This is a genomic window from Collimonas sp. GW821-FHT07E08 (genome assembly GCF_059418905.1).
In genome coordinates this window covers 151,997-174,472 of the sequence record NZ_JBWKQR010000011.1, presented here as the reverse complement: position 1 = coordinate 174,472, position 22,476 = coordinate 151,997, and the positions used below count along the sequence as shown (strand labels likewise).

The window sequence follows — 22,476 nt, the reverse complement described above, 5'->3', positions numbered from 1 at the left end:
CCTTGTAAGGCATTCTAAAAACCGGGTTAAAGCTAGCGCAGTCAACGCTCAGGTTATACGCCCAAATGAAAGCGTTTGCTCAGGCCGCGGCTGACACGCTTCAGCGCAGGATTGCCTCCGGATCCTGCTTGTCGCGCAAGGCGGTGCACAGCAGCGCTTTTTCGCGGGTTTGCGCCAGGCCGCGCTCGGCGCCAGGCAATTGTTTCAGCAGCGGCTGGAAAAATGTCGTCAGGCGCTCGGCTTCGCGCTGCGAACAGCTGTCGCCGGCCACCAGTCCCGGCAGCTTGCCGCCGGACGAATCGCCGCTGCGCTTGATCAGCTGCGCATGGTTGGCGGTAAACCATTTCCACATGGCGTCGCGGCCTTCGCCGTCTTCCCGGCTGGCGCGCAGCAGGGTGCTGATTTCGCCAACCTTGACGCGCGGATCGAGCGCCAGGTTGCGGGCGCGCTCGGCATTGCCGGCGGTGGTGGCGGAACCCAGGCCGCTCAGGATCGCCATCCGTTGCGCCGGTTCGCTGGTGCTGCCGAGCGCCTTGATCAAGACGTCGATGGCGCTGTCGCTGCTGTCTTGCGTGCTCACTGCCAACACCGAACGCAGCAGGTCGGGATTGGCGGCCGCCAGCTTGAGCTGGCCGTCGGCATCCGGCTGCAGCGCTTGCTTGCCTTGCGCCAGCAGGGCCTGGCGCACTTCCGGCAATTTCATGTCGAGCGCCAGGAACTCCGCCAGCGTGGCGCGCAACAGGGCGTCGTCCTGGCTTTCATTGGCGCGGCGCTGGTAACCGAGCTGCTGCAGGCGCGGCAGGTACAGCTGGCGCGCCAGTTCGGCCAGGCGGGTTTGCTGGGCCGGGTTGCGGGCTTCGTGCCTGGACAGCCACTTGAGCGTCGGGATCAGCGCGGTTGCTACTTCGCGGGTGTTTGACTGCGCCAGGCGCGGCGCCGCGGCCAGCACGGCGGCGGCATCCAGGGCGCCGCTGTCGAAACCGGCGTTGATGGCGTCGGCGTAGGCCAGCTGTTCCGTGTCCGGCAATTGGCCGAGGCTGGCGGTCAGGCGCACCAGGTCGTCGTGCGCCATGTTGAAGCGGTAGTAGCCGGCGGCGTCGGCATTCGGCATGTACCAGCTGCTGGCGGAGGCGCCTTGCAGCACCATCTTGCCTTGTTCCTGGTCCAGCAGTTCGCATTGCGTCTTGGCGCTGTCGCTGCCGGCCACGCTGTAGCGTACGCACACAGGAATGCCCCACAGGCGCTTGGCTTCGCCGGTCGAGCCCAGCGGCAGGTAGCGCTGCTGTTTCAGGTGCAGCACGGCCTTGCCGTCTTCCCAGCTGAGCCTGGTGTCGACCAGCGGCACGCCGGGCTGGTCGAGGAAGCTTTGCATCGCTTTCGCAAAACGCCGGTCCTTGCCGGAAGCCTTGGCCAGCGCCGCCACCAGGTCATCCGCGGTAGCGTTGGAGAACTGGTGCTGCTTGATATACGCCCGCACGCCTTGGCGGAATGTGTCGGCGCCGAGGTAGCGCTCGAACATGTTCAGCACGGCAGCGCCCTTTTGATAGGTGATGCCGTCGAACGCCGTTTCGATATCGCCGTTGCCGGCGATCGGCTGGCGGATGCGGCGCACGCTGACCAGGCTGTCGCTTTGCATGGCGTAGCTGGCGCCGTTGATCAGCTCCAGGTCGGCGCGGTATTCGGGATGCAGCTGGCGCGTGATCTTGCTTTGCATCCAGGTGGCGAACGCCTCGTTGAGCCACAGGTCGTTCCACCACGGCATGGTGACCGTGTCGCCGAACCATTGGTGCGCCAGTTCGTGGGCGGTGACATTGAACGAGCCGCGCACATTGTGCGCCGGCGAATTTGCATCGAGCAGCATCAGGTAATCGCGGAACGTCACCAGCCCCGGATTTTCCATGGCGCCGGCGGCAAAGTCAGGCGCTGCCAGCAGGTCGACCTTGTCGAACGGGTAGCCGAAGCCGAAATAATCTTCCAGGGCGGTGACGATGGCCGGCGTCTGCGCCAGCGCGGGTTCGATGCGCGGGCCTTCGCCATGCGGCGCAATGCCGCGCAGCGGCGTCGCCTGGCGGCGCCATTGGGTGGCCGGGATTTCCGGTCCGTTCACCACATCCCATGGACCGACGGCGAACGCCACCAGGTAAGTCGGCAGCGGCCTGGTCGGCGCAAAGCTGAGCTTGCGCCAGCCCTTGTCCAGTTTCTGTTCGCCGGTCTGCCGGGTGTTGGCGACCGCCACCTGGTCCTCAGGCACGGTCAGGCTGAGCGTGAACGGCGTCTTGAAGGACGGTTCGTCGAAACCGGGGAAGGCGTAGCGCGCGCTGATCGCTTCCATCTGCGTGATGACATAGGGCGCGCCCTGGCTGCTGACCTTGTACACGCCTTCCAGCTGTTCGTTGAACGGCGCGCTGTATTCCAGCGTCACGCGATAGCGTCCGGCCGGCAGCGTCTGGCCGAATTCGATCGTCGCCACGCCTTCTTTTTGCGCTGCTACCTTGTATTGTCCGGCATAGGTTTTTTTCCGCGCATCGGCCAGCGTGACTTTGCTGACGGCCAGGTCCTGGCCATGCAGCCACAGGTGGTCGGCGGCTTGCTTGAGGTCGATGTCGATGGCGGCGCTGCCGCTGTAGCCAGGCTGGCGCGGATCGACGCGCAAGTCGAGCTGATAGGCCAGCGGCTGGGCCCAGCGCGGCAGTTTTCCCAGCGGCGCGGAATCATTCGGGGTCGCCGCTGCGGCGTTGAATGAAGCGATGCCGAGGGCGAGAGCGGCTAATGTGAAACGACGGGTAGTACACATCACAGATGAAATCCTCCCAAATTTGGTCTTGGGATTCTAGCGCGCACCACGCTGATTCGCTAGGGAAATAGTATGAATATAAAAAGCGGAAATGATTTCCCGATGCGCCCGGCGCGTTTGGCGCACACCCTTGTGCGCGCGGCTGTCAGCTTGCCTTATCTGGAATAAGTAAAGGTGATAGGAAGGCGGGTAAAAGGGTGCGCGAAACGGTTAGTGCCGCGGCAAGGTGGCGGGGCCCGGCAGCGGCAAATTCAATACAAACATCGCGCCGCCCAGTTCCGAGCTGCCGACACGGATCGTGCCGCCCAGCCGGTCGGCGATTTTCTTGACGATCGCCAGGCCCAGTCCGTAGCCGCCGGTGGCGCGGTCGCGGCTGCGGTCGAGCCGGTAGAACGGTTCGAAAATCCGCTCCCGTTCCTGCTCCGGGATGCCGATACCGTCATCTTCGACAATCAGGCTCCAGCAGCCGGCGCCGGGTTCGGCGCGCACCCGGATGGCGCTGCGGGTATAGCGCGATGCATTGCGCACCAGGTTGGAGAATGCGCGGCTCAGGCTGCGCGGTTCGATGACGATTTCTTTCAGCGAGGCGTCGATAGCCCAGCTGATGGTGCTGCGGCGCAGGGCCAGTTCTTCGCCGGAGATGCCGGTGGCGGAACGCAAGAAATCTTCCAGCATGATCTTTTCCCTGGATTCGGCCAGCGACGACTGTTCCAGCATGCTCAGCGTCAGCAGTTCGCCGACCAGGATATCCAGCTCTTCCACGTCCTTGCGCATCGCCTGTATGCGTTTGTGGGCGTTGCTGTCGTCGGTGGTATCCATCAGGTTGACCAGGCCGAATTCCAGCCGCGCCAGCGGCGTGCGCAACTCGTGCGAAGCGGCGTTGACCATGTCCCGTTGCGCCGTGATCAGAGCGCCGATGCGGTCGGCCATGTTGTTGAAGTAGGCGCACAGCTGCTTGATTGACGAGTTCTCGGACAGCTTGGCGCGCGCCTCCAGTGCGCCGTCGCCAAAGCGGGCGGCGGCAATGCGCAGTTTTTCCAGGTCGCGCCAGTGCGGCGTCAGCCACAACAGCATCGCTCCCAGCATGACGCTGAAAATGATCGCATAGGCAATCACTTCAATCCAGCCGGAAGAAGTGCGCGGATGGATGGCCAGGATGCGGCCGTCATCCAGCGTGATATAGACCTCAGGATGGTTAACGTCGCCGCCGGGGTCCCATGCCATGCCGTGTTGCGCCAGCTCCCTTCGGGTCGTCGGCGACAGCGCATGCGCCTGTTCTTCGGACATGCTGCTGTAACGTTGCTGGCTGATACGATTCATGCCGTCCAGCCTGGCTTGCTGGGCGTCGTCCCGGACCGGGCCCAGGTATCGGCGCAGCAGCATCGCCTCGCTGGCAAATTCGCGATGCATCTGGCTCGTGAATTGCGTCGAGAACAAGTAGGGGAAACCTCTTTGGACGAAGATGATCGACAGGATCGACAGGATAGCGACGATCAAATACAGGCGTATCAGGATTCTTAGCATTATTCGTCCCAGGCGATGGGGCTGAACAGATAGCCGCGGCCCCACACGGTCTTGATCTTGCGCGGTTCGTTGGCGTCGTCGTCGAAGCATTTGCGCAAGCGTGAAATGCTGACGTCGACGGTGCGGTCGAGGCCGTCGAAGCCGATGCCGCGCCAGCGCTTGAGCAGCTCGTCGCGGCTCAGGACTTTGCCGGCGGCCTGCACCAGGATCACGAACAGGTTGTAGTCGGCGGTCTTCATGTCGACTTCCTGGCCCTTCCAGCAAACCTGGCGCGCCGACAGGTCGATGGCCAGTTCGCCGAACTGCAGCTGGGCGCTGTGCGCGGGCTGGCCGCGCAGTTCCACCCAGCGCAGGATGACACGCAGGCGCGCCAGCAGCAGGCGCGGTTCGACCGGCTTCAGCATGTAGTCGTCGGCGCCGATTTCGAGGCCGGCCACCTGGTCGAAAATGTCGGCGCGCGCGGTCAGCATCAGTACCGGCAGCGACGATGTCTTGCGGATGGCGCGGCAGATATCCATGCCGTCCATGCCCGGCAGCATGAGGTCCAGCACCACCACGTCCGGCTGTTCCTGGGCAATCGCGTCCAGCGCCAGGTCGCCGCGCAGCACCAGCGTCACCTGGAAATCGTAGCGGCACAAGTATTCCGATATCAATTCGGCAAGACGCGCGTCGTCTTCGATCAGTAAAACCTTCTTCATTGCGTTTTTCCCTCTTTTTTCCATGATAGCGCCGCCGTCAAGCGCCCGATGGAGCCATTACAAACAAACACATAAATGATACGGACTCGCACATTTTTCCCACCGATGTCTCACAGACAGGCGAGACGGGACTGCCCAGAATGTGCACTGGTTTCCTTTACTAGCCGGAGAAAAATTTGAAACACCAGATCAAGTCAATAATCGCTGTCACCGTTTGCAGCCTTCTTGCATCGCGCGTGGCGGCGGCGCAGCAGGCCGCGCCAAGCCCGTCCGGATCCTGGCTGCAGGACACCAAGGTTACGATCGGGCTCGGCGTCGGCCGCATGGCGCGTTATGCCGGCAGCGACGAGTACCGGGCGGTGCCGGTGCCGGTATTGAACATCGTTTCCCCCAACGGTTTTTTCGTCGACAGCATGCAGGGCGCGGGTTACCGCTACGACATCGGCGACACGCTGTTTGCCAGCGCCGCCATTGGCTACGGCGCCGGCCGCAAGGATTCCAACGACGGCTTGCAGTCCGGGTCCGACAAGCTGAAGGGCATGGGCGAAATCAAAGGCTCGGTGCTGGCCAACCTCGAAGCCGGCATCAAGCTGGGAGGCAGCAGCACCTTTTCGGCCGGCCTGTCGCAGCCGCTCAGCAACCGCGAGCGCGGCATCAGCTATCACGCGCAGTTGAGCAGCACCGTGCTGGCGCTGGAAAAGGACAAGGTCGCGGTCAGCGGCGCCGCGTATTTCGGCAGCGCCAAATACAACCAGGCGTTCTTCGGCGTCACCGCGCTCCAGAGCCGCAACTCAGGCTACGCGCAGTACAAGGCGGAATCGGGCCTGAACGCGTTGAATGCCTCGGTCGTGTGGACCCATAGCTTCAACCGGACCTGGTCGGTCTCCACCATGGTCGGCGCCACGCATTATATGCAAAAAGCGGCCGACAGCCCGCTGGTCCTGGCCAAGACCAACTACAGCGGATTCACCAGCGTGAATTATTCGTTTTGAGCGCCCCCGGACTGGTGACGCGACATGGTATTTAACTTGTTTCCGCGCTCGAAGTGGCTGCGCGACACCCAGGACCTTGCCGCGCAGACGCGGCAGGCCGGACCTGCACGCATATTCCTCACCGGCGCCACGGGGTTCGTCGGCGGGGCGATTGCGGCGGCTCTCGCCGACACCGGAAATTTCAAGGAAATGCTTTTTCTGGTACGTGCGAAATCGGCTGCCGAAGGCGCGCAGCGGGTGCGTCAATCGATCGCTCGCTTTACGCAGCCGGGAGCGCCGCCGCCAGAAATTTCAGAACGGCAGGTCATCGTCGCTGACCTGAGCGATGCGGACGCATTCGCCGACCCAAGGCTCGATGCCGTGAGCCATGTCATCCACAGCGCGGCGATCACTTCGTTTGCCGACCGGCCGGATATCTGGACGGTCAATGTCGACGCCACCATGCGCCTGGCTGAACGCTTCTCCCGGGTAGCCGGGCTGCGGCGCTTCGTGTATGTCGGCACCGCGATGGCATGCGGCGTTGCGCGCGGGCCGGTGGTCACCGAAGCCTTGCATCTGCCGCTGGAGCGCGCGCACCTGGTGCCGTATACCGCATCCAAGGCGCGCGCGGAGAACCAGCTGCGGGAACGCTTTCCGGAACTGCCGCTGGTCGCGCTGCGGCCGTCGATCATCGTTGGCCATTCGGCGCTGGGCTGCAAGCCGTCGGCCAGCATCTTCTGGCTGCTGAAAGTGGTTTCCCAGCTGAACCGGTTTGTCTGTCCGCCCAGCGCTTGCCTGGATATCGTGCCGGTCGATTATTGCGCCAGCACGATAGTGGCGTTGACCTTGAAGCCGACCCTGGCTTTTCCGGTGTATCACATCTCGGCGGGACAGGACGGCAGCGCCACGGTAGGCGAGCTGCTGCAGGCGTTCCGGCAAACCGAAGCAAGCGGGCAAGGGCAGCCTTACCAGCGCGTGCCGGAAGCTGCGCTGAAGCAGATGGCGCAATCATTCGGCGCGACGGCGCAGGAGGCGATCAATACCCGCATGCTGCATAAGGCATTGATGCTGTACGGCCGTTTTTCGCGCCTGAACTACATCTTCGACCAGCGCCGGATATTGAGTGAAGGCATGCCGCCGGCGCCGTCTTTCCTGGATTATCTCGGCCGCTGCGACCATAGTGCGCGCGGACTGACGCTGAAGGCGCAAATGGCTTGCGATTTCAAGTAAGGCAAAAAAACTTGCGCCGGAAAAAGAAAAACCCGCATTGACGCGGGTTTTTCTGATCCATCCGGCAATGCTGCAACTCAGGCGCGCTTGATAAGCCGCAGGATGAACAGCAGGATCACGGCGCCAACGGTGGCCGTCACGATCGATGCAATCCAGCCGCCGCCAACCTGGATGCCGAGGATGCCTGCCAGCCAGCCGCCGATGAAAGCACCGACGATACCAACGATGATATCGACCAGCACACCGAAGCCGCCGCCCTTGACCAGGACGCCTGCCAGCCATCCTGCGATCGCGCCCACTATCAACCAAGCGATAAAGCCCATGAGATTTCCTTTCAGAGTTGACCATCTTTAAACTACCCGTCAAGAGTAGCGTAAAAAGCATCAAAAATAGCGGCCAAATTGTTAAAGATAGATAAAATCGATGCCGATTTTATCGGCCGCGGCGCCGCCGGTTTGCATGAACGTCAGCCAGAAACGACAACGGGACCCTGGGGTCCCGTTGCAGTCAGCTATCAGCTGCAAGCTTTGCCGTGGTCGGCATGGTTGCCTGCCGCCTTGGCTTCTGCTTCCGTCATGTAAGAACCGGCCTTGGTCTTGCCGTAGTATTTGGTGCCTTCGCAGTGATATACCTTGCTGGCGCTGTTGACCCAGACCTTGCCTGCGCCGCCGCCGGCTGCAGGAGCGGTGGCTGCGACGGCCGGCTTAGCCGGCGCCATCGGGGTTGCTGCCGGAGCAGCCGGAGCTGCTGCCTTAGCGGCAGCAGGGGCTGGCGCAGCAGGGGCGGCGGCGGCCGGAGCCGCAGCGGCGGCAGGCGCGGCTGCTGCAGCGGAATACCATTCTTTTACGCCCTTATGGCCAGAGCAAGCGCCTTTCTTGGTAGCGTTGGAAGAATAGCTGCCGTCCTTGCACAGGCCGGTAGTGCCGGCTGGCGCTGCTGCCGGGGCCTGGGCGAAGCTGGCTGCCGAAGTCAGTAAGGCTGCTGCTACTGCTGCTGAAATAAACAATGCTTTCATTTCGTTCTCCATGGAGTAAGTGACGCTCATGTGGCCTTACAGCTGGCGCACGTTATGTATCAATCTGTCTACCGCAGCACGACTACGTATATGTTGTGCGCCGCACCTGGCAATATGACCGAGGTAGGTGTTAAACGCCGTCGGATTGGATATGGCTGACACGACTTTCGATACAATTGAAAACAATTGTGATATTTCTACCGCATGTCCTTGATCCATGCAGTTTGATGCGTTTAAGGAAATATTCGATTGACCGGGTAAATTACCCGGTTTTTTTATTATTTAAATGCTAATGGAAGCATGGAATGCAGCGCGGGCTGGCATGGCCCGCGCATGCAGGCTAGAACGCGTAGCGCAGGCCCAGGGTTGCGGTATAGCGCGGTGCAAGCTGCACGCCGTTGACTTTCTGGTAGACCGGCAATTGCACAAAACCGTACAGCGAGACCTGCTGGCTGACCGGAACCGATACTCCCGGGCTGAGGTAGACCAGGGTGCCGCCGGTGCTGACGGTGTCCGCATTGGCGCCGGTATCGTGCAGCACGCGCCGCACATTCAGCTGGATTTGCGGCGTGAAAGCAGCATTGCCCATGTAGCGCAGGCCCAGGTTCAGGTTGGCGCCGTCGCCAGGGCGGTACTGGTCGCTGGAATTCAGCGCTTTCTGCACGATGCCCTGGACAAAATAATCCCAATTCTGGCCTAGCGTATCCATGTAATAGACACCCAGGATGGCGTCGGTGGTGCCGGTGCCTGGCTGCAGGCCGCGGTCGATAGGGACCGGGCCCGGTGCGCTGGGGTCGCTGGACATGGCGGTGTCGGTATGGCTGCCGGTCGGCAGTTTCAGGCCGAACATGACGCCGAAATTATGTTCCGGCATGAAACCCTGGTAACGGCCGATGAGCTTGAGGTCGCCGATGCTGGAAGTCCTTGAATCGTACTGGCCGCCGCCGTCTCCGGGCGTGACGCCATCGGAGGCGGTGCCCAGCGTGCTGTGGCTGCGCATGATGTAGGGCAGCTGCAGGTTGATGCCCCAATCCGGATTGATGCTGTAGTCGAGGTCCAGCGTCAGGTAATTGTTGCGGGTATATTTTTCGACTTCTTGCGGATCGCCGTTATTGGAAATCCGGCTGGCGGCGCCGGGCGAAATCGTGCCGCTGCCGCTGCGCAGCTGGTTCTGGTTCAGGTAATCGTAGCGGATATCCAGTTTGAAGCCGGAGGCATTGCCGATGCCGAGGTTGTCCCAGTCTGAGCTGAGGGTACAGCCGCAACTGGCGCAGGCCAGGGCTGCATGGGGAAACAGTGCGATGACAGAAAGCGCGGCAAACGGCAGTATTGCGGGCCGGATGCGGCGGCGTGATGGCGTAGCCATGGTATTCCTTGAGTAAGTTGTAAGGCGCAAACTGCCCGTGACGGGAGTTTGCGTTGGCAGACAAAATCAAGAAAAGACCGGCGGCCCGCGCGATTGCGGATTGAGCCAGATGGCGCTGGCGTGCAGGGCGGATACGGCTGGCGCCAGGTCGACGCCGGTGCTGGCTGGGGCCTGCCATAAGCCCAGGCTGGGCGGCAAGCCGACATCGGTCGCGTGGATGAAGCACAGCAGGCAGTGGCCCTGGTGGTCCTGGTCCGGCGCCGGGTTGTCCGAGCCGGGGGCCTTGACGTGGCCGGCGGTGCTGCACAGTTCGCCCAGTCCCGGCGGCTGTCCATGGGCGGCCGGCAGCAACTGCACCATGCTTGGCAGCAATGCTGCAAACATGGCCAGGCAGACGGCTAGCTGACGCAATGGACGGGGCAGGCGGAACATAGAGCGGCACGGGTAAGCGGTTCGCCGAAATGGCAAACCTAGCCGTATGGTAGCGCCCCGCCAAGGCCGCAGCAAGTCGGGTAAACCCTATTGATGGTCCTAGGCCTCGGGATGCAGGTCGACCTTGAACAAATCCTTGCCATCGACATTGTGCAGGGACACCGTCATGACCTTGCTCCTGGCGTCGATCTTGCCGATGCCGAAGAACTGCAGCAGTTCGCTGGGCGGACGGTTCTGCTTCATGTCGCTGGGGATGCTGACATAACGCACGTCGGGACCGAAGGTGCGGTCGATTTCGCCCGGGCCGAACGTGCCGGCATGCAGGGGGCCGCCGACGAATTCCCAGAACGGCTTGAAGTCGGTGAAGCTGGCCTTCTCAGGCAGGTAGCAGGTGGCCGAGGCGTAATGCACGTCGGCAGTGACCCACACCACGTTCTTGATGTCGTGCCGCTTGATGAACTTGAGCAGGTCGGCCACTTCCAGTTCGCGTCCGAGCGGCTTGCCGTGATCGTTGTTGGCCCATGCTTCGAAAGTGCCTTGCGGCACGTCCGGGTTGAGGTCGGGCACCACGATGGAGATCGGCATGTCGCTGGCGATCACTTTCCAGGTTGAGCGCGAACGCAGCAAAGCCTGCTTGATCCAGCGCAATTGCGCCGCGCCGAGGAAGGCGGCGTCCTGGGTCAGCGCGCTCTGGCGGTTCGGCGAGTTGGCGCCGCGGTAGCTGCGTTCGTCCAGCATGAACACTTCCAGCAGCGGACCGTAGTTGAACATGCGATAGACCCGTTCGGGATCGCTGGGTTCGATCCGGTACGGGTTGTATTCGAACATTGCACGCTTGGCGTTGATTGCCAGGGTCGACAGGTCGCGCTCCTGGTAGCGCTTTTCCGCCGCGCCGATTTTCTGGCCCGGATACCAGTTGTTGCGCACCTCGTGATCATCCCATTGCACCAGGAACGGCACTTCCGCGGCGAAGCGGAGCTTGTTGGCGTCCAGCAGGTTATAGGCGAAGTTGCCGCGATAGTCGTCCAGCGTTTCCGCCACCTTGGACTTGGCCGGCGTCACCAGGTTTTGCCAGAGCGTGCCGTCGTCCAGCCTGACTTCCTTTTCGATGACGCCGTCGGCATAGATCTGGTCGCCGGAATGGATGAAGAAATCGGGTTTGAAGCGGCGCATCGTTTCATAGATCCGGTAGCCGCCCCAGGCCTCGTTGATGCCCCATCCCTGGCCGGCTTCGTCGCCGGAAAAGGCGAAAGTGATGTCGCGCTCGGCGCCGCCGGGGATCAGCAGGCTGCCGCTCAGCGGCTCGCTGTAGACCGAGGGATTCTGGATGTCCTGGAAACGCACGCGGTAAAAAACGGTTTGTCCGCTGGGCAAGCCGCTGAGGTCGACCCGGGCCGAGAAGTCGCTGCTGGACAGGGCCAGCGGCCCTTGCACCGTAAGCGCATCCCGGAAATTTTCATTCGATGCATACTCGACCACCATGCGTGAGGGGCGGTCGGCGCGGCTCCAGATGATCGCCTTGTCGCGCGTAATGTCGCCGCTCATCACGCCGCTGGGCAGTTGCGGCCGCAGCTTGTCCGAGGTAACCAGGGCTGGCGCGCCGCCCTGTGCGATGACGCTGTGCAGCGGTGCGCCGGTCAGCAGCACGCCGGCGCCGGCAGTCATCTTGCGCAGGAAATTGCGGCGTTTGGAGGCGGGAGTGTTGTGGCTGGACATGGCGTGCTCCGCGAAATGGAAAGCGAAGCGAAGATTTTATCGAGCTTGTATTACAGGACGATGAATTGCCTGTCTCCGGCCCGGAAATGAAAAAAGCCGAGCGGCATGTCGCCGCTCGGCTTTGTGTCAGGCAGCTGCCGGCCGTAACCGGATCAGTTGTTCTTGATGCCTTCGACCTGGATCGCCAGCTTCACTTCCGGCGAGAACATCGGCAAGCCGTAGGTGATGCCGAAGTCGCTGCGGTTGAAGGAAGCGCTTGCATCGGCGCCGCAGACTTCGCGTTTCAGCATCGGATGCTGGATGCACTTGAAAGAATTGATGGTCAGCGTGACCGGCTTGGTGACGCCGTGCAGGGTCAGTTCGCCGTCGACCGCGACCGGCTTGTCGCCGTCGAATTTCACCGAAGTGCCTTTGTAGGTCACCTCAGGGTATTTCTTGACGTCGAATATGTCAGGGCTGGATGCATGTTCGTTCATCTTGGCGTGGCCGAAATCGATGGAACTTGCATCGATGCGGATATCGATGGAGCCGGTCTTGGCGGCACGGTCCAGCGTCACGCTGCCGCTGGTCTTTTCGAATTTGCCGCGCCAGAAGGAGATTCCCATATGGTCGGCGGTGAAGCTCGGATACGTATGGTTAGGATCGATGGTGTAAGTGTCGACCGCTGCGAATGCACTGGCTGCGCTGGCCGCCAGCAGAGCGGCGATGATGAGTTTCAGTTTCATTGTTGATTGCCCTTGTGTTTTGATGAGAGAAAAATACCGAGTTAGTTCGCTACGAGGTGAAACTTGATGACGATTTCGTCTGCCACCATGCTGGTGTCTTTCCATTCGCCTTCACCGATGTTATAGGTGAGGCGCTTGATCGGCAGGCTGCCGTCGAAGACTTGCGCGCCGCCTTCTTTCTTGACGCTCAGGGGGAAGCTGACGTCGGTGGTCTTGCCCTTGATGGTCAGCTTGCCGGCGACGTCGTACTTGCTGCCGGCAGGCGCCCCGGCGCTGGCCTTGATCGAGCTGGCGACAAAGCTGGCCTTGGCGAATTGCGCGGCGTTGAACCATTCTTTTTTCAGCACTTCTTTATTGTATTCAGGATCGCCCAGGTCGAAGCTCGGGATCGAGATGTCGACGCTGGCTTTGGCAGCTGCGGGCTGGGCGCTGTCGAAATCGATCTGCGCCGTGAATTGCTTGAACTTGGCTTCCACCGGCACGTTCATTTGCTTGAACACGATGGTGACATTGCTCTTGGCCAGGTCCGGTTTCAGGGGAGCGGAGAGGGCAGGCCAGCTGGCGCCGAGGGCGAGCAGGCCGATAGCGGTGGTGCGTAACAGGAAACGTGTCATGGAATATTCCTTGTGATGGAGAGGGATGTTCAGGGCAGCATGCGTTTCAGCACGCCGTCGCGATCGATGAAATGGTGCTTGAGCGCCGCCAGCACATGCAGCGAGACGGCGCCCAGCATGATCATGTTGAGTGTGTAGTGGACCAGCTTCAGGATCGGTTTCAGGTCCGGATTCGGCGCTATCAGCACCGGCATCGGGAACAAGCCGAGATAAGTCACCGGCACGCCGGCCGCCAGGCTGTAGAAATAGCCCGAGATCGGCACCGCGAAGATCAGCACATACAAAAGGATGTGGAGGCCGTGCGCGGCGCGCTGCTGCCATGGCTGCATGCTGTCCGGATAAGGCGGCGCGCCTTGCGTTTTACGCCACAACAGGCGTATGCAAGCCAGGCCCAGCACGGTGACGCCCAGCCACTTGTGCCAGGAAAAATATTTCAGTTTGGTGGGGGTCAGGCCGGGGATGTCGACCATGGTCAGGCCGAGGACAAAGGTGGCGACGATCAGGATGGCGACCAGCCAGTGCAGCACAATGGCGGGGGTTGTGTAGCGTTGCATAAATATTGGTCGTGAATAAATTGATCAGAAGTCCGGAGACGCTACAGTACCGTGATATTTCACATGGCTGCCGCTTGCCCGGCTGAGACTCGTAAAGCTGCGATGAGTTTCATCCGCGCGATGACATTCTGCTAATCTATCAATCGATTCGCTATAGTATCGGAAATTCTTGAAGGCCGTTGCCGCAGGCCTGCGCGCAGCCATGCTTATTGGCCCGCCGGGCCGCTCGCCTATCTGCGGCGATAGATGCTTTCCTTGGATGGCGGGCCGTTGATGTCGTCCTGCTGCGTATAAAGTGAAATGGCGATCTTGCCGGGTTCCAGTGCAGGAGAAAGCTGCAGCCGGTCGACCCGCAGGCCGGAGATCACGCATTGGCTATCCGGGGCGACCTGCAGCCGCACCCGCGCATTGCTGCTGTCCAGTATCGACAGCCTGGCGCGGTTGCAGTTGATGGCGTCCACCGCGTTGGCGTAGATCGCCACCGGATCGCCCTGGTTGATTTCGGCGTAGGGCGAAGGCGTGGCGCTGGTCGGCAGCCATGCTCCGAGCGCCCATGATGGAATCGCCAGCTGAGGCGGCAGGGATGGCAGAGGCGGCGGTGGCGGCGGTACGGCATCTGCCGGCATCGGATCTGCCGCAGGCGTCATCGCCAGATCCGGCGGCACGCCCGGCGCCAGGCCAGGTTCCTGTGCCGCGGGCATCGGCATCGGCGCGGCTTCCGCGGGCGATTCCGCAGGAGACTCCGAGACCGATGGCGGCGTTACCTGTTGGGCCTGGACCACATATGGCGCGGCGGCAAGCAGCGGTGCATGCGTGTCGGCCGGTGCGGGCGCCGCCAGCGCCGCTGGTTCCGCCAGCGCCGCTGGTTCCGCCAGCGCTCCCTGAGGATTTGCCGCGGCGTTCACGCCGAGCAAAGACGGCAGCAGTTCCATGACGGCCTGTTTCGGCATGGCGATCCGCAGCTGGGGCGTATCGACTACGCTTTGCACGTGCGATGTACTCACCGCCCTGCCATCGATAACTACGGTCAGGTCCTGTTCCAGCGCCGCGCCGCTGGCCGCCGCCATGCGCTGCTGGGCATCCTGGCTCAGCGTGATTTCGAGGGCGACCGAATCCGGATTGGCGTTATAGGTATCCTTGATGGTCAGGCTGATTTCGGTGAAATCGCGCTGAGAGGAAAAGGCGATCTCTGCTGCGTGCGCCGCTGTAGCCGTGGCGATCGCCAGTGCAGCGCATAGCGGGGCCGCCAATGTTTTCCAGCATGCTGGCATGGTTATTCTCCGGGTCGGGTTTCGATAATCGGGTTTGCGGCCTGCTGGCCCGCCAGCGCCAGGTGCACGGCTTCCGCTACGCTCAGCGCGCTCAGCGATTCCAGCGGAAAGCCGGGGGCGACGGCGTTTTTCATGCAGTCATACGCAGGATCCTTGAGCCGCGCCAGCAACAAACGCAAGCCGCGGCTGTCGATAAAATTAAAAAAGTCATGCAGGCCTTCCAGGCTGGAGCTGTCCAGGTCCGGCGATTCTTCCAGGCTGAGGACCACCGTGTGCAGCGATGCCGGTGCGGCCAGGATATTCTGCCGCGCCTGGCCCAGGATGCGTTCGGCATTGGCGAAAAACAGCGGCTCGTTAGGACGCAGGATCAAGATGCCAGGCACCGGACGGGCTTCCGGATGGGTACGGATATTGACGAAATCATGGCCTTGTCCGAGCTGGCCCAGCACCGAGATGGTCGATTCCGAAAATTGCCGCAGCATCATCAGCAGGCTGATCGCAATCGAGGCCAGCAAACCGTCCAGCACGCCCAGCAGCAGCACGGCGATCACGGAAGCGATCACTACCAGGCGATCGCGGCGCCACTGGAAATAAGGGCGGAAGATGGCGGGATTCAGGGTGTGGCCGACGGCGTGGATCACGATCGCCGCCAGCACCGGTTCCGGCGTCAGGGCGATGGCGGGCAGCAAGGTCAGGACGATGGCCAGCATCACCAGCGCCGCCACCCAGCCCGACAGGCGCGAGGTGGCGCCGGCGGCTTCATTGGCGGAGGTGGCGGAATAACCTGCGCCGACCGGCATGCCGTGGAACAGGCCGGACAGCAGGTTGGAGGCGCCCAGCGCCAGCAGGTCGCGGTTGGGCGCCACCGTATCGCCATGCTTGATGGCGAAGCTGCGGATGGCGCCATACGATTCGGCGTACAGGATCATGCCCATGGCAAAGCCCAGTTCGCCCAGGCGCAGCCAGTCGGCGCGCGACAGCATGGGCAGCGTCGGCGTCGCCAGCTGCAGGTGGATGCTGCCGACCAGGCCGACGCCATACCGGGTCAAATCCAGCCACTGGCCGGCGGCGACGCCGATGACGATCACCAGCAGCGCGCCCGGCAGCCGGCGCAGGCGCGCAAACAGATACAGCAAGGCCAGCGCGGCCGCCATCACGGCGACGCTGATCCAGTTCCAGCGGCTAATCTGCATCGCCATTTCAGGGATGAAGCGCGTCATGTCGCTATGCGCCGGATGCACGCCGACGACGCCGGCAAACTGCTTGAAAATGATGACCAGCGCCAGGCCGAAGGCAAAACCGCGCAATACCGGCTTGGCGATGAAATCGGTGACGCCGCCCATGCGCGCCACGCCGGCCAGCAGGAAAAACAGTCCGGTAATCATCACCAGTCCGATCGCCAGCGTCATGCGCAAGCCGGTGTCGCCGTTTGCCATGGATGCCGTGGCTGCCGCCAGCACTGCTGCGGAGGAGGAGGTGGCGGAGACGATGGCAAAGCGGCTGCTGCCGAACAGGCCGTAGCAGAGCAGGCCGGCAAACAGCGCGATCACCCCGGTTTGCGGCGGCAGGTTGGCGATGCTGGAATAGGCGACCGCCTCGGGCAGCAGCAGGCCGGCGATCGACAGCCCGGCTACCAGGTCCGCCAGGTACGCGCGTTTGGCCGCGGGCGGCGGGTTCAGGTCGGCATGTTGTGATGGTGCAGCGCTCATGCGCCTCCTGAAGATGGGTATGGGTATCCTGGTTTTATGCTGTTTCGGCAATCCGGCAAGGCAGCGGAAAAGCAGCTTCGGACCGGACCTGCAGCGGCAGCGGCAGCGGCAGTTTACGCGATAACGGATTGCCGTTGATTTTAAGTCAAATCTCCTCTGTTGTTACACGCATTTTTCGCGGCAGACAAGGCGCGCACGGTGTCGTTTTTGATGGCAGGTTATTTCCATCAGCCGGACAAGGATTGAAGAAACCGGTATTGGCTGCGGGTGCGGGCGATTCCTTGCGCCGCCTGCCTCGTATCATTTTTGCGGTTTCGCCGCCGGCCGCTCCCCGGGTTTGACAATCACGGTGCATGTCATGCCTGCCGCCAGCGTGATGCCGTCCGGCACCTTGTCGATATGGATGCGCACCGGCACGCGCTGCGCCAGCCGGACCCAGTTGAAGCTCGGATTCACGTTGGCCAGGCCGTAGCTGCCCAGCGCATTGTCGCGGTCGGTGATGCCGCGCGAGATGCTGTCGATATGGCCGCCGATCAGCTGTTCGCTGCCGAGCAGGCGCATGTCGACGGCGTCGCCGACTTTCATCAAGGGCAGCTTGTTTTCTTCGAAATAACCGTACACCCAGAACGAATTGGCGTCGATCACCGCCAGCTTGGGCGTGCCGGCCTGGGCGAAATCGCCCGCATGCACGTTGAGGTTGGTGATCCAGCCGTCCACCGTGGCCCGGATTTCGGTGCGGTCCAGGTTCAGCCTGGCGCTGTCGCGCGCCGCCAGGGCGGCCTGGTACTGGGCCTGGGCGGCGGACGCATCGGCGCTCGAATTTTCACGGTTTTCATTGGAAATCACGTCGCCATCCAGTTTGGCGCGGCGCGCCGCATCGCGCTGTTTGGTGCTCAGCCCGATGCGCCGTTCAGCCACCGTCGCTTCGGCTTGCGCCAGCGCCAGCGCGTAGCGCGCCGGATCGATCTTCATCAGCAGGTCGCCTTTGTGGACATAGCTGTTGTCGGCCACCGGCACCGCCACCACGATCCCTGAGACATCGGCGGCGACGCTGATGACGTCGGCGCGCACCCGGCCGTCGCGGGTCCAGGGCGTATTCATGTAGCGGTCCCACAGCGCGCGCACCAGCAGGAAGGCAATCAGGACCACAATCAGCGTAATCGCCACTTGCAGCAGGGTTTTTATAATGCTTGAGGATTTCATGTCGGCCTAAAGGTAAATTTTTACGGCGAATTTTTATGGCAAGTCAGGTAGCGTGCAGCAGCAGTCCGGCGCCGCCGAAAATACAAAAGAACAGGGCGATCCGGAACAGGCTGGGATGCCAGACGTAACGGAACAGGCCCAGGCGGGTGAAGATCCAGTCGATCGCCATCTGCAGGAACAGGCAGCCGATGAACACCAGCAGCAAGGTCGGGATGAGCGCATCGAGGAGTGCGATTTCGCGCGGCATGGTCAAGTCTCCGAAGTGATGGTTGAGGTTTCGGCCGGCGTCAGCACGGTGACGCGTTCCAGCATGGCGCCGCGCATCAGGTGCAGGTTGGCCAGCACCGCGGGCAGTGCGCCGCACACGGCGATCGCCGCCAGCACGGCGTCGAGTGCGGCGCGCAAGCGCGCCTGGCTGGGGCGGGCAAACAGATAGGCGATGCCGCGTATGGATTGCTCGATCCGGTCGTGCGCTTGCCGGTCCGTGACGGCCAGCATTTCCTGGCGCAGCTGGATCACGGCGCGCCCGGTTTCCAGCACCGACAGCAGCCAGGTCATGATGTCGCGGTCGTCCGGGTTATCCAGCGAGTGGGTAATCGCAAAGCGCGACAGCAGGTCGCGGGTGCCGCTTTCAAAGCGGCCCAGCAAACCGGGCAGCGGCCGGCTGCAGGCTTCCTCCACCTGGCGCCGCAGGGCGCGCGCCAGGCGGCGCTTGATCCAGCGGCTGTCGGAAGGATCGATGACCTGGTACAGGACCGAGGCGACGGCGACCCCGATCAAGCCGCCGGCCATGCCGTTGAGCAGCGCCGGCATGTCGAACTGGTAGTTGCTGCCGATGCTGGCGTAGGAAAAGAAAAACAGCAGTATGCCGGTGCCGATGCCAGAGTATTTCCTGGTGGTGGTGAGCCAGGCGCCGATCAGGATGAAGGGTGCCAGCGCGATGCACAGCATGGTGAAATTTTCGGCTTGCGATTGCAGGTAGTAGGCCGACAGGAAACCGAAAAAGCCGCCCAGCGCGCCGCCGATCATGAATTGCCGCACGATCTTGATGGGCGATGGGGCAGCGGCAAACAGGGCGCTGACAACCGTCGCCATGACTACCGCATCGGCGCCGGACACCCAGCCCGATTCGATCCAGAACAGCGACGATATGCCGAAGCCGATCGCGGCCCGCAGCGCCGAGGTGACCACCAGCGTCGGGTCGGTGCGCGCGACGTAGTGCGCGGGCAGCTGGACGTCGTCGGGCAGGTGCCGCATGTGCATGTCGGCCTGGATCACCACGGCATGGATCCTTGCATAGACCTGCAGCTCATCGGCGAACCTTGCCAGCAGCTCGGTGGCGGAGTCGAAGTCGAGCACGTGGCTGCTGTCGCCGGCGCTGCCGTTGGCTGTCGCCAGGCCCCGGCGCAAGGCAGCCAGGCGCTGCGGCAGCGCGAGGCGCACTTGCGCCAGCTGCGTGCGGTCCTGGCTGGAGAGGGCGCGCACGATGGCTTTATATTCCATCAGCAAGGCGTCCAGCGTGCTCAGTTTGCCGCCGGCTTGCAGGCGGCCGAACAGCTGGTCGAGCGAGTGGAAGGTGGTGGACGCCGTCATGAAAGCATTGTTCAGCTGCCTTAGCTGCAGGCTTTGCAGATGCCCGGTCGCGCTTTCGAATACCGACGAGGTGCGCAGCGCTTCCAGGGAAATCACTTCGCCGATAAAACGCAGCACCATGCGTTCGCGCGCCGGCCGGGAACTGGGGGCTACGTCATCCAGCGCGATGAAGGTCTTGAAATCGGCGAAACGCTTGCGCACCGTCAGCAGCAGGACATCGGACAGGCGCTTGGGAAACAGCACGTCGCTGACCACCCCGGCGCAGAGCAGGCCCAGCATCACTTCGCTCAGGCGGGTCATGGCGATGTCGAAAGCCTGGTCCGGCTGCAGCGCCGCCGGCAGGCCGACGATGACCAGCGTGTAGCCGGCCAGCACGAAGGCGTACGACTGGAAATTGCGGAAGATGGTCGAGCCGGCGGTGCAGAAAGCCAGCCAGCAGGCGCCTGCCGCCAGGAACAGTACCGGCTGCTGGGAAAACGAGGCGGCCAGGATGATCGACATGATGACGCCGACCGAGGTGCCGATGAAACGATAAAAGCCCTTGGCCAGCACCAGGCCGCTGCGCGGCTGCAGCACGATGACCACGGTAATCATCGCGGTGCCCGGCTTGGACAGGTCGAACAGCAGCGACAGGCCCAGCGCCAGCAGGGTCGCCAGCAGGATCTTGCTGACATACAGCAGGTCCTGGCCATGGCCTTCCAGCCAGCTGACGGCGGCATGCTTCAGGTGGTCCAGCCAGCTTTCGCGGTTGCTTGCAATCTCGCTCATGGTCGGCGCTGCTTATTTTCCTGCCGCCACGGCATCGCCCGGCTGCGGCAAATCGTCGCCCAGGCCGCCGCCCAGCGCCTGCATCAGCTGCGCCCAGTTATCCAGGTAGCTGGCGCGGACCTGCGCTACGCGTATCTGCTGCTGCAGCAGGACCAGCTGGGTCTGGATCACGTTGATATTGGCGGTCAGCCCGGCCCGGTAGCCGCGCATCGCCAGGTCGTACGATTGCTTCGACAGCGCCAGCGCCTGTTCCGACTGCGCGCGCTGCTGTTGCTGCGATTTCAGCTTGACGATCTGGTCGGCCACGCTTTGCAGCGCTTGCACCAGCGTATTGTTGTAGCTTTCGACGGCGGCGTCGAAGGCGGCAGTCTGGGCGCCGAGGTTGGCGCGCAGGCGGCCGCCTTCAAAGATCGGCAGCGAAATCGCCGGTCCGGCGCCGCGCACCGCGGAGGCGGCGCTGAGGAAGTTGGTGAAACCGAGCGCTTGCAGGCCGGCGAAGGCGGAGATGTTGATGTCCGGGTAGAACGCTGCCTTGGCGGCATCGATATTCTTGTCCATGGCTTCCACCCGCCAGCGCTGCGCGATCACGTCAGGGCGGCGGCCCACCAGGTGCGCCGGCACGTTGTCGGGCAAGCCTATGGCGAGCGGCGTGCTGCTGTCGGCGCCGGCCAGGCGCGCCGCCAGCTGCGGCCGCTGGATCGTCTCGCCGCTGCCGGGACCCTTGCCGCTCAAGGCCGCGATCTGGTTGCGCAGCAGGGCAATGTTTTCATCGATTTTCTCGATGTTGGCGCGCGCGTCCGGCAACGCGGTTTCGGCCTGGCTGACTTCCAGCCGGGTGCCGAGGCCCGCCGCCAGCCTGCGCTGGGCGAAGCTGGCGATCAAGGTTTGCTGCGCCAATGTGGTGACGGCGATATCGCGCAACGCGAATTGCGTCGCTAGCTGCAGGTAGCCGCGCACTACCGCCACTTCCAGGTTCAGCTGGGCGCTGCGGGCTTCGGCGGCGCTGACGTGGACGTTGTCGAGCGCCGATTCCAGCGCGCTGCGGTCCTTGTCCCACAGGTCGAGGTCGTAGCTGGCCTTGACGGTGATTTCATTGTCCCAGTTCCAGCTGCCGCCCAGCGGCGGCGGGAAGATGTATTCGGAAGAGTACAAGCCGCGCGTGCTGGCCGCTTCGGCGCCGACCTTGGGCAGGGTGGCGGCGCGGGCCACGCCGGCCAGCGACGAAGCCTGGCGGATGCGCGCCTGGGCGATCTTCAGGCTGGGGTTGCCGGCCACCGCCTGCTGCACCAGGGCGTCCAGTTGCGGATCGCGATAACTTTGCCACCAGGCGCTGGTCGGCCATGCGGTCTTGCCCAGGTTGGCCAGTGCGGCGCCGCCCGCAAGCGAATTGCCTTCGGTTAATCTGGATTGTTTGTCGATGCCTGAAAAGTCGGCGCAGGCGCTGAGCAGGAGTGCCAGTGAGCAGGCCAGCAGCAGCTTGGCCGAAGGGTGACGCCGAGAGAGAAAAAATAACCGCATGTGAACCCACATTGTGATGAGTAGAGAGGTCTGAACGCCAATTTGCAGCAGCGCCTTGCACTACACTAAAACCCCGGGTTACGCGGTGAACGAGGATATGACCGAATAATAGCAAAACGCCAGCAAAGCTGGCGTTTTGTGTAACTCTGAAACTCGCTGGATCAGTGTTGCATCAGATGCTTTTACAGCTTAGTTGCCGCTATAGACTGATGGCTCTGCCTTGTCGAGCTGGCTGACTACGTCAGCGCGGGTTTCCGGCTGGCCTGCGGCTGCCACCACAGGATACTGGTTGCGGGCCACGGTCAGCGAACCGTCTTTCTGGGCTTGCACCAGTTCGGCCTGGACATCGGCGCGCGATTTGGTCGAAACGAACGGTGTTTCAGGTGGATATGGAGCGTCGGCCAAGGCGCTGCCAGCGGCAGCCAAAATTGCGAGACCTGCAATAAATTGTTTCGTGTTCATGTTTTTCTCCGATAAGTGGTTGATGGCACCGGGCTCGGCGGAACAGGCGTTGTGCAGCCCGTCGGGTCCTGCCTCGGTGAGCGGCGCACTTGCATTGGTTGATATTGCTTGTGTGTTGCGCCCATCGATGAAGCAAGTGTAGAGGCTTCACGATCAACAATAAATGGTCATATTGGAAATTGACTATTCCCAATATAGCAATAATAAAAAGGAACTTTTTGGTGCGGTGCGCAACCAAACCACGTTAAGCAGAAGCGGGAATCGATGCAGGCCAGGGCAGCCGGCTGTAGAGGAGCGCTGGTTTTGCACCAGG

Annotated in this window: 20 protein-coding genes; 2 read left to right on the top strand and 18 right to left on the bottom strand. The window is 62.5% G+C overall.

Translation table 11 applies throughout. From position 1 onward, the window contains the following. Positions 1–100: 100 nt before the first annotated feature. The 3 genes from AC07RZ_RS16065 to AC07RZ_RS16055 form a co-directional block, all read right to left on the bottom strand. Positions 101–2,794: a M1 family metallopeptidase gene (locus tag AC07RZ_RS16065; protein ID WP_494668664.1), complete on the bottom strand. Its 2,694-nt coding sequence runs from the start codon at positions 2,792–2,794 to the stop codon at positions 101–103. Positions 2,795–3,004: 210 nt separating this feature from the next. Then, positions 3,005–4,318: an ATP-binding protein gene (locus tag AC07RZ_RS16060; protein WP_494668663.1), complete on the bottom strand. Its 1,314-nt coding sequence runs from the start codon at positions 4,316–4,318 to the stop codon at positions 3,005–3,007. Continuing rightward, on the bottom strand, positions 4,318–5,016 hold the full coding sequence (locus AC07RZ_RS16055; protein ID WP_186450544.1) for a response regulator: 699 nt from the start codon (positions 5,014–5,016) through the stop codon (positions 4,318–4,320). The genes AC07RZ_RS16060 and AC07RZ_RS16055 overlap by 1 nt, the downstream gene beginning before the upstream one ends. A 176-nt stretch (positions 5,017–5,192) precedes the next feature. Between AC07RZ_RS16055 and AC07RZ_RS16050 the strand changes: the two genes are divergently transcribed. Next, positions 5,193–6,008: a MipA/OmpV family protein gene (locus AC07RZ_RS16050; RefSeq protein WP_494668662.1), complete on the top strand. Its 816-nt coding sequence runs from the start codon at positions 5,193–5,195 to the stop codon at positions 6,006–6,008. Between the two features lie 24 nt (positions 6,009–6,032). Then, positions 6,033–7,217 (top strand): SDR family oxidoreductase, encoded by a 1,185-nt coding sequence (locus AC07RZ_RS16045; protein WP_494668661.1) that lies wholly within the window; start codon positions 6,033–6,035, stop codon positions 7,215–7,217. Positions 7,218–7,294: 77 nt separating this feature from the next. Here AC07RZ_RS16045 and AC07RZ_RS16040 read toward each other — a convergent pair whose 3' ends face one another. The 15 genes from AC07RZ_RS16040 to AC07RZ_RS15970 all read right to left on the bottom strand — a co-directional run bounded on the left by AC07RZ_RS16040 (position 7,295) and on the right by AC07RZ_RS15970 (position 22,163). Continuing rightward, positions 7,295–7,540, bottom strand: coding sequence for a GlsB/YeaQ/YmgE family stress response membrane protein (locus AC07RZ_RS16040; RefSeq protein ID WP_014007628.1), 246 nt, complete (start codon positions 7,538–7,540; stop codon positions 7,295–7,297). A 191-nt stretch (positions 7,541–7,731) separates the two neighbouring features. Further along, the gene (locus AC07RZ_RS16035) at positions 7,732–8,232 is read right to left on the bottom strand and encodes a DUF3761 domain-containing protein (protein ID WP_494668660.1); all 501 of its coding nucleotides are present in this window, start codon (positions 8,230–8,232) and stop codon (positions 7,732–7,734) included. A gap of 340 nt (positions 8,233–8,572) precedes the next feature. Next, positions 8,573–9,598, bottom strand: coding sequence for a TonB-dependent receptor (locus AC07RZ_RS16030; RefSeq protein ID WP_494668659.1), 1,026 nt, complete (start codon positions 9,596–9,598; stop codon positions 8,573–8,575). A gap of 66 nt (positions 9,599–9,664) precedes the next feature. After that, positions 9,665–9,982 (bottom strand): DUF2946 family protein, encoded by a 318-nt coding sequence (locus AC07RZ_RS16025; protein WP_342829150.1) that lies wholly within the window; start codon positions 9,980–9,982, stop codon positions 9,665–9,667. A 147-nt stretch (positions 9,983–10,129) separates the two neighbouring features. Then, a complete protein-coding gene (locus tag AC07RZ_RS16020) occupies positions 10,130–11,746 on the bottom strand; it encodes an alkaline phosphatase D family protein (RefSeq protein WP_494668658.1) in 1,617 nt (538 codons plus the stop codon). Between the two features lie 152 nt (positions 11,747–11,898). Then, positions 11,899–12,471, bottom strand: coding sequence for a YceI family protein (locus tag AC07RZ_RS16015; RefSeq protein ID WP_494668657.1), 573 nt, complete (start codon positions 12,469–12,471; stop codon positions 11,899–11,901). A 41-nt stretch (positions 12,472–12,512) separates the two neighbouring features. Continuing rightward, positions 12,513–13,085: a YceI family protein gene (locus tag AC07RZ_RS16010; RefSeq protein ID WP_494668656.1), complete on the bottom strand. Its 573-nt coding sequence runs from the start codon at positions 13,083–13,085 to the stop codon at positions 12,513–12,515. 29 nt (positions 13,086–13,114) lie between these two features. Then, the gene (locus tag AC07RZ_RS16005) at positions 13,115–13,639 is read right to left on the bottom strand and encodes a cytochrome b (protein WP_494668655.1); all 525 of its coding nucleotides are present in this window, start codon (positions 13,637–13,639) and stop codon (positions 13,115–13,117) included. A 230-nt stretch (positions 13,640–13,869) separates the two neighbouring features. After that, entirely contained in the window at positions 13,870–14,910 is a 1,041-nt protein-coding gene (locus AC07RZ_RS16000) for a hypothetical protein (RefSeq protein ID WP_494668654.1), read from the bottom strand. Between the two features lie 2 nt (positions 14,911–14,912). Beyond that, positions 14,913–16,619 carry a SulP family inorganic anion transporter gene (locus AC07RZ_RS15995; RefSeq protein WP_494668653.1) on the bottom strand — a complete coding sequence of 569 codons (1,707 nt, stop codon included), beginning with the start codon at positions 16,617–16,619 and terminating at the stop codon, positions 14,913–14,915. A 300-nt stretch (positions 16,620–16,919) separates the two neighbouring features. Continuing rightward, on the bottom strand, positions 16,920–17,822 hold the full coding sequence (locus tag AC07RZ_RS15990) for an efflux RND transporter periplasmic adaptor subunit (RefSeq protein WP_494668652.1): 903 nt from the start codon (positions 17,820–17,822) through the stop codon (positions 16,920–16,922). Between the two features lie 43 nt (positions 17,823–17,865). Beyond that, the gene (locus AC07RZ_RS15985; RefSeq protein ID WP_092397239.1) at positions 17,866–18,069 is read right to left on the bottom strand and encodes a DUF1656 domain-containing protein; all 204 of its coding nucleotides are present in this window, start codon (positions 18,067–18,069) and stop codon (positions 17,866–17,868) included. A 2-nt stretch (positions 18,070–18,071) separates the two neighbouring features. Next, positions 18,072–20,183 (bottom strand): FUSC family protein, encoded by a 2,112-nt coding sequence (locus AC07RZ_RS15980; RefSeq protein ID WP_494668651.1) that lies wholly within the window; start codon positions 20,181–20,183, stop codon positions 18,072–18,074. A 12-nt stretch (positions 20,184–20,195) separates the two neighbouring features. Next, positions 20,196–21,701 carry an efflux transporter outer membrane subunit gene (locus tag AC07RZ_RS15975; RefSeq protein ID WP_494668650.1) on the bottom strand — a complete coding sequence of 502 codons (1,506 nt, stop codon included), beginning with the start codon at positions 21,699–21,701 and terminating at the stop codon, positions 20,196–20,198. Positions 21,702–21,890: 189 nt separating this feature from the next. Then, a complete protein-coding gene (locus tag AC07RZ_RS15970; protein ID WP_494668649.1) occupies positions 21,891–22,163 on the bottom strand; it encodes a DUF4148 domain-containing protein in 273 nt (90 codons plus the stop codon). Positions 22,164–22,476 lie beyond the last annotated feature (313 nt).

What these genes read in the sequence shown, in the direction of transcription:
- AC07RZ_RS16065 (WP_494668664.1), bottom strand. Translation starts at nt 2,794, where the DNA reads ATGTGTACTACCCGTCGTTTCACATTAGCCGCTCTCGCCCTCGGCATC.
- AC07RZ_RS16060 (WP_494668663.1), bottom strand. Translation starts at nt 4,318, where the DNA reads ATGCTAAGAATCCTGATACGCCTGTATTTGATCGTCGCTATCCTGTCG.
- AC07RZ_RS16055 (WP_186450544.1), bottom strand. Translation starts at nt 5,016, where the DNA reads ATGAAGAAGGTTTTACTGATCGAAGACGACGCGCGTCTTGCCGAATTG.
- AC07RZ_RS16045 (WP_494668661.1), top strand. Translation starts at nt 6,033, where the DNA reads ATGGTATTTAACTTGTTTCCGCGCTCGAAGTGGCTGCGCGACACCCAG.
- AC07RZ_RS16040 (WP_014007628.1), bottom strand. Translation starts at nt 7,540, where the DNA reads ATGGGCTTTATCGCTTGGTTGATAGTGGGCGCGATCGCAGGATGGCTG.
- AC07RZ_RS16035 (WP_494668660.1), bottom strand. Translation starts at nt 8,232, where the DNA reads ATGAAAGCATTGTTTATTTCAGCAGCAGTAGCAGCAGCCTTACTGACT.
- AC07RZ_RS16030 (WP_494668659.1), bottom strand. Translation starts at nt 9,598, where the DNA reads ATGGCTACGCCATCACGCCGCCGCATCCGGCCCGCAATACTGCCGTTT.
- AC07RZ_RS16025 (WP_342829150.1), bottom strand. Translation starts at nt 9,982, where the DNA reads ATGTTTGCAGCATTGCTGCCAAGCATGGTGCAGTTGCTGCCGGCCGCC.
- AC07RZ_RS16020 (WP_494668658.1), bottom strand. Translation starts at nt 11,746, where the DNA reads ATGTCCAGCCACAACACTCCCGCCTCCAAACGCCGCAATTTCCTGCGC.
- AC07RZ_RS16015 (WP_494668657.1), bottom strand. Translation starts at nt 12,471, where the DNA reads ATGAAACTGAAACTCATCATCGCCGCTCTGCTGGCGGCCAGCGCAGCC.
- AC07RZ_RS16010 (WP_494668656.1), bottom strand. Translation starts at nt 13,085, where the DNA reads ATGACACGTTTCCTGTTACGCACCACCGCTATCGGCCTGCTCGCCCTC.
- AC07RZ_RS16005 (WP_494668655.1), bottom strand. Translation starts at nt 13,639, where the DNA reads ATGCAACGCTACACAACCCCCGCCATTGTGCTGCACTGGCTGGTCGCC.
- AC07RZ_RS16000 (WP_494668654.1), bottom strand. Translation starts at nt 14,910, where the DNA reads ATGCCAGCATGCTGGAAAACATTGGCGGCCCCGCTATGCGCTGCACTG.
- AC07RZ_RS15995 (WP_494668653.1), bottom strand. Translation starts at nt 16,619, where the DNA reads ATGAGCGCTGCACCATCACAACATGCCGACCTGAACCCGCCGCCCGCG.
- AC07RZ_RS15990 (WP_494668652.1), bottom strand. Translation starts at nt 17,822, where the DNA reads ATGAAATCCTCAAGCATTATAAAAACCCTGCTGCAAGTGGCGATTACG.
- AC07RZ_RS15985 (WP_092397239.1), bottom strand. Translation starts at nt 18,069, where the DNA reads ATGCCGCGCGAAATCGCACTCCTCGATGCGCTCATCCCGACCTTGCTG.
- AC07RZ_RS15980 (WP_494668651.1), bottom strand. Translation starts at nt 20,183, where the DNA reads ATGAGCGAGATTGCAAGCAACCGCGAAAGCTGGCTGGACCACCTGAAG.
- AC07RZ_RS15975 (WP_494668650.1), bottom strand. Translation starts at nt 21,701, where the DNA reads ATGCGGTTATTTTTTCTCTCTCGGCGTCACCCTTCGGCCAAGCTGCTG.
- AC07RZ_RS15970 (WP_494668649.1), bottom strand. Translation starts at nt 22,163, where the DNA reads ATGAACACGAAACAATTTATTGCAGGTCTCGCAATTTTGGCTGCCGCT.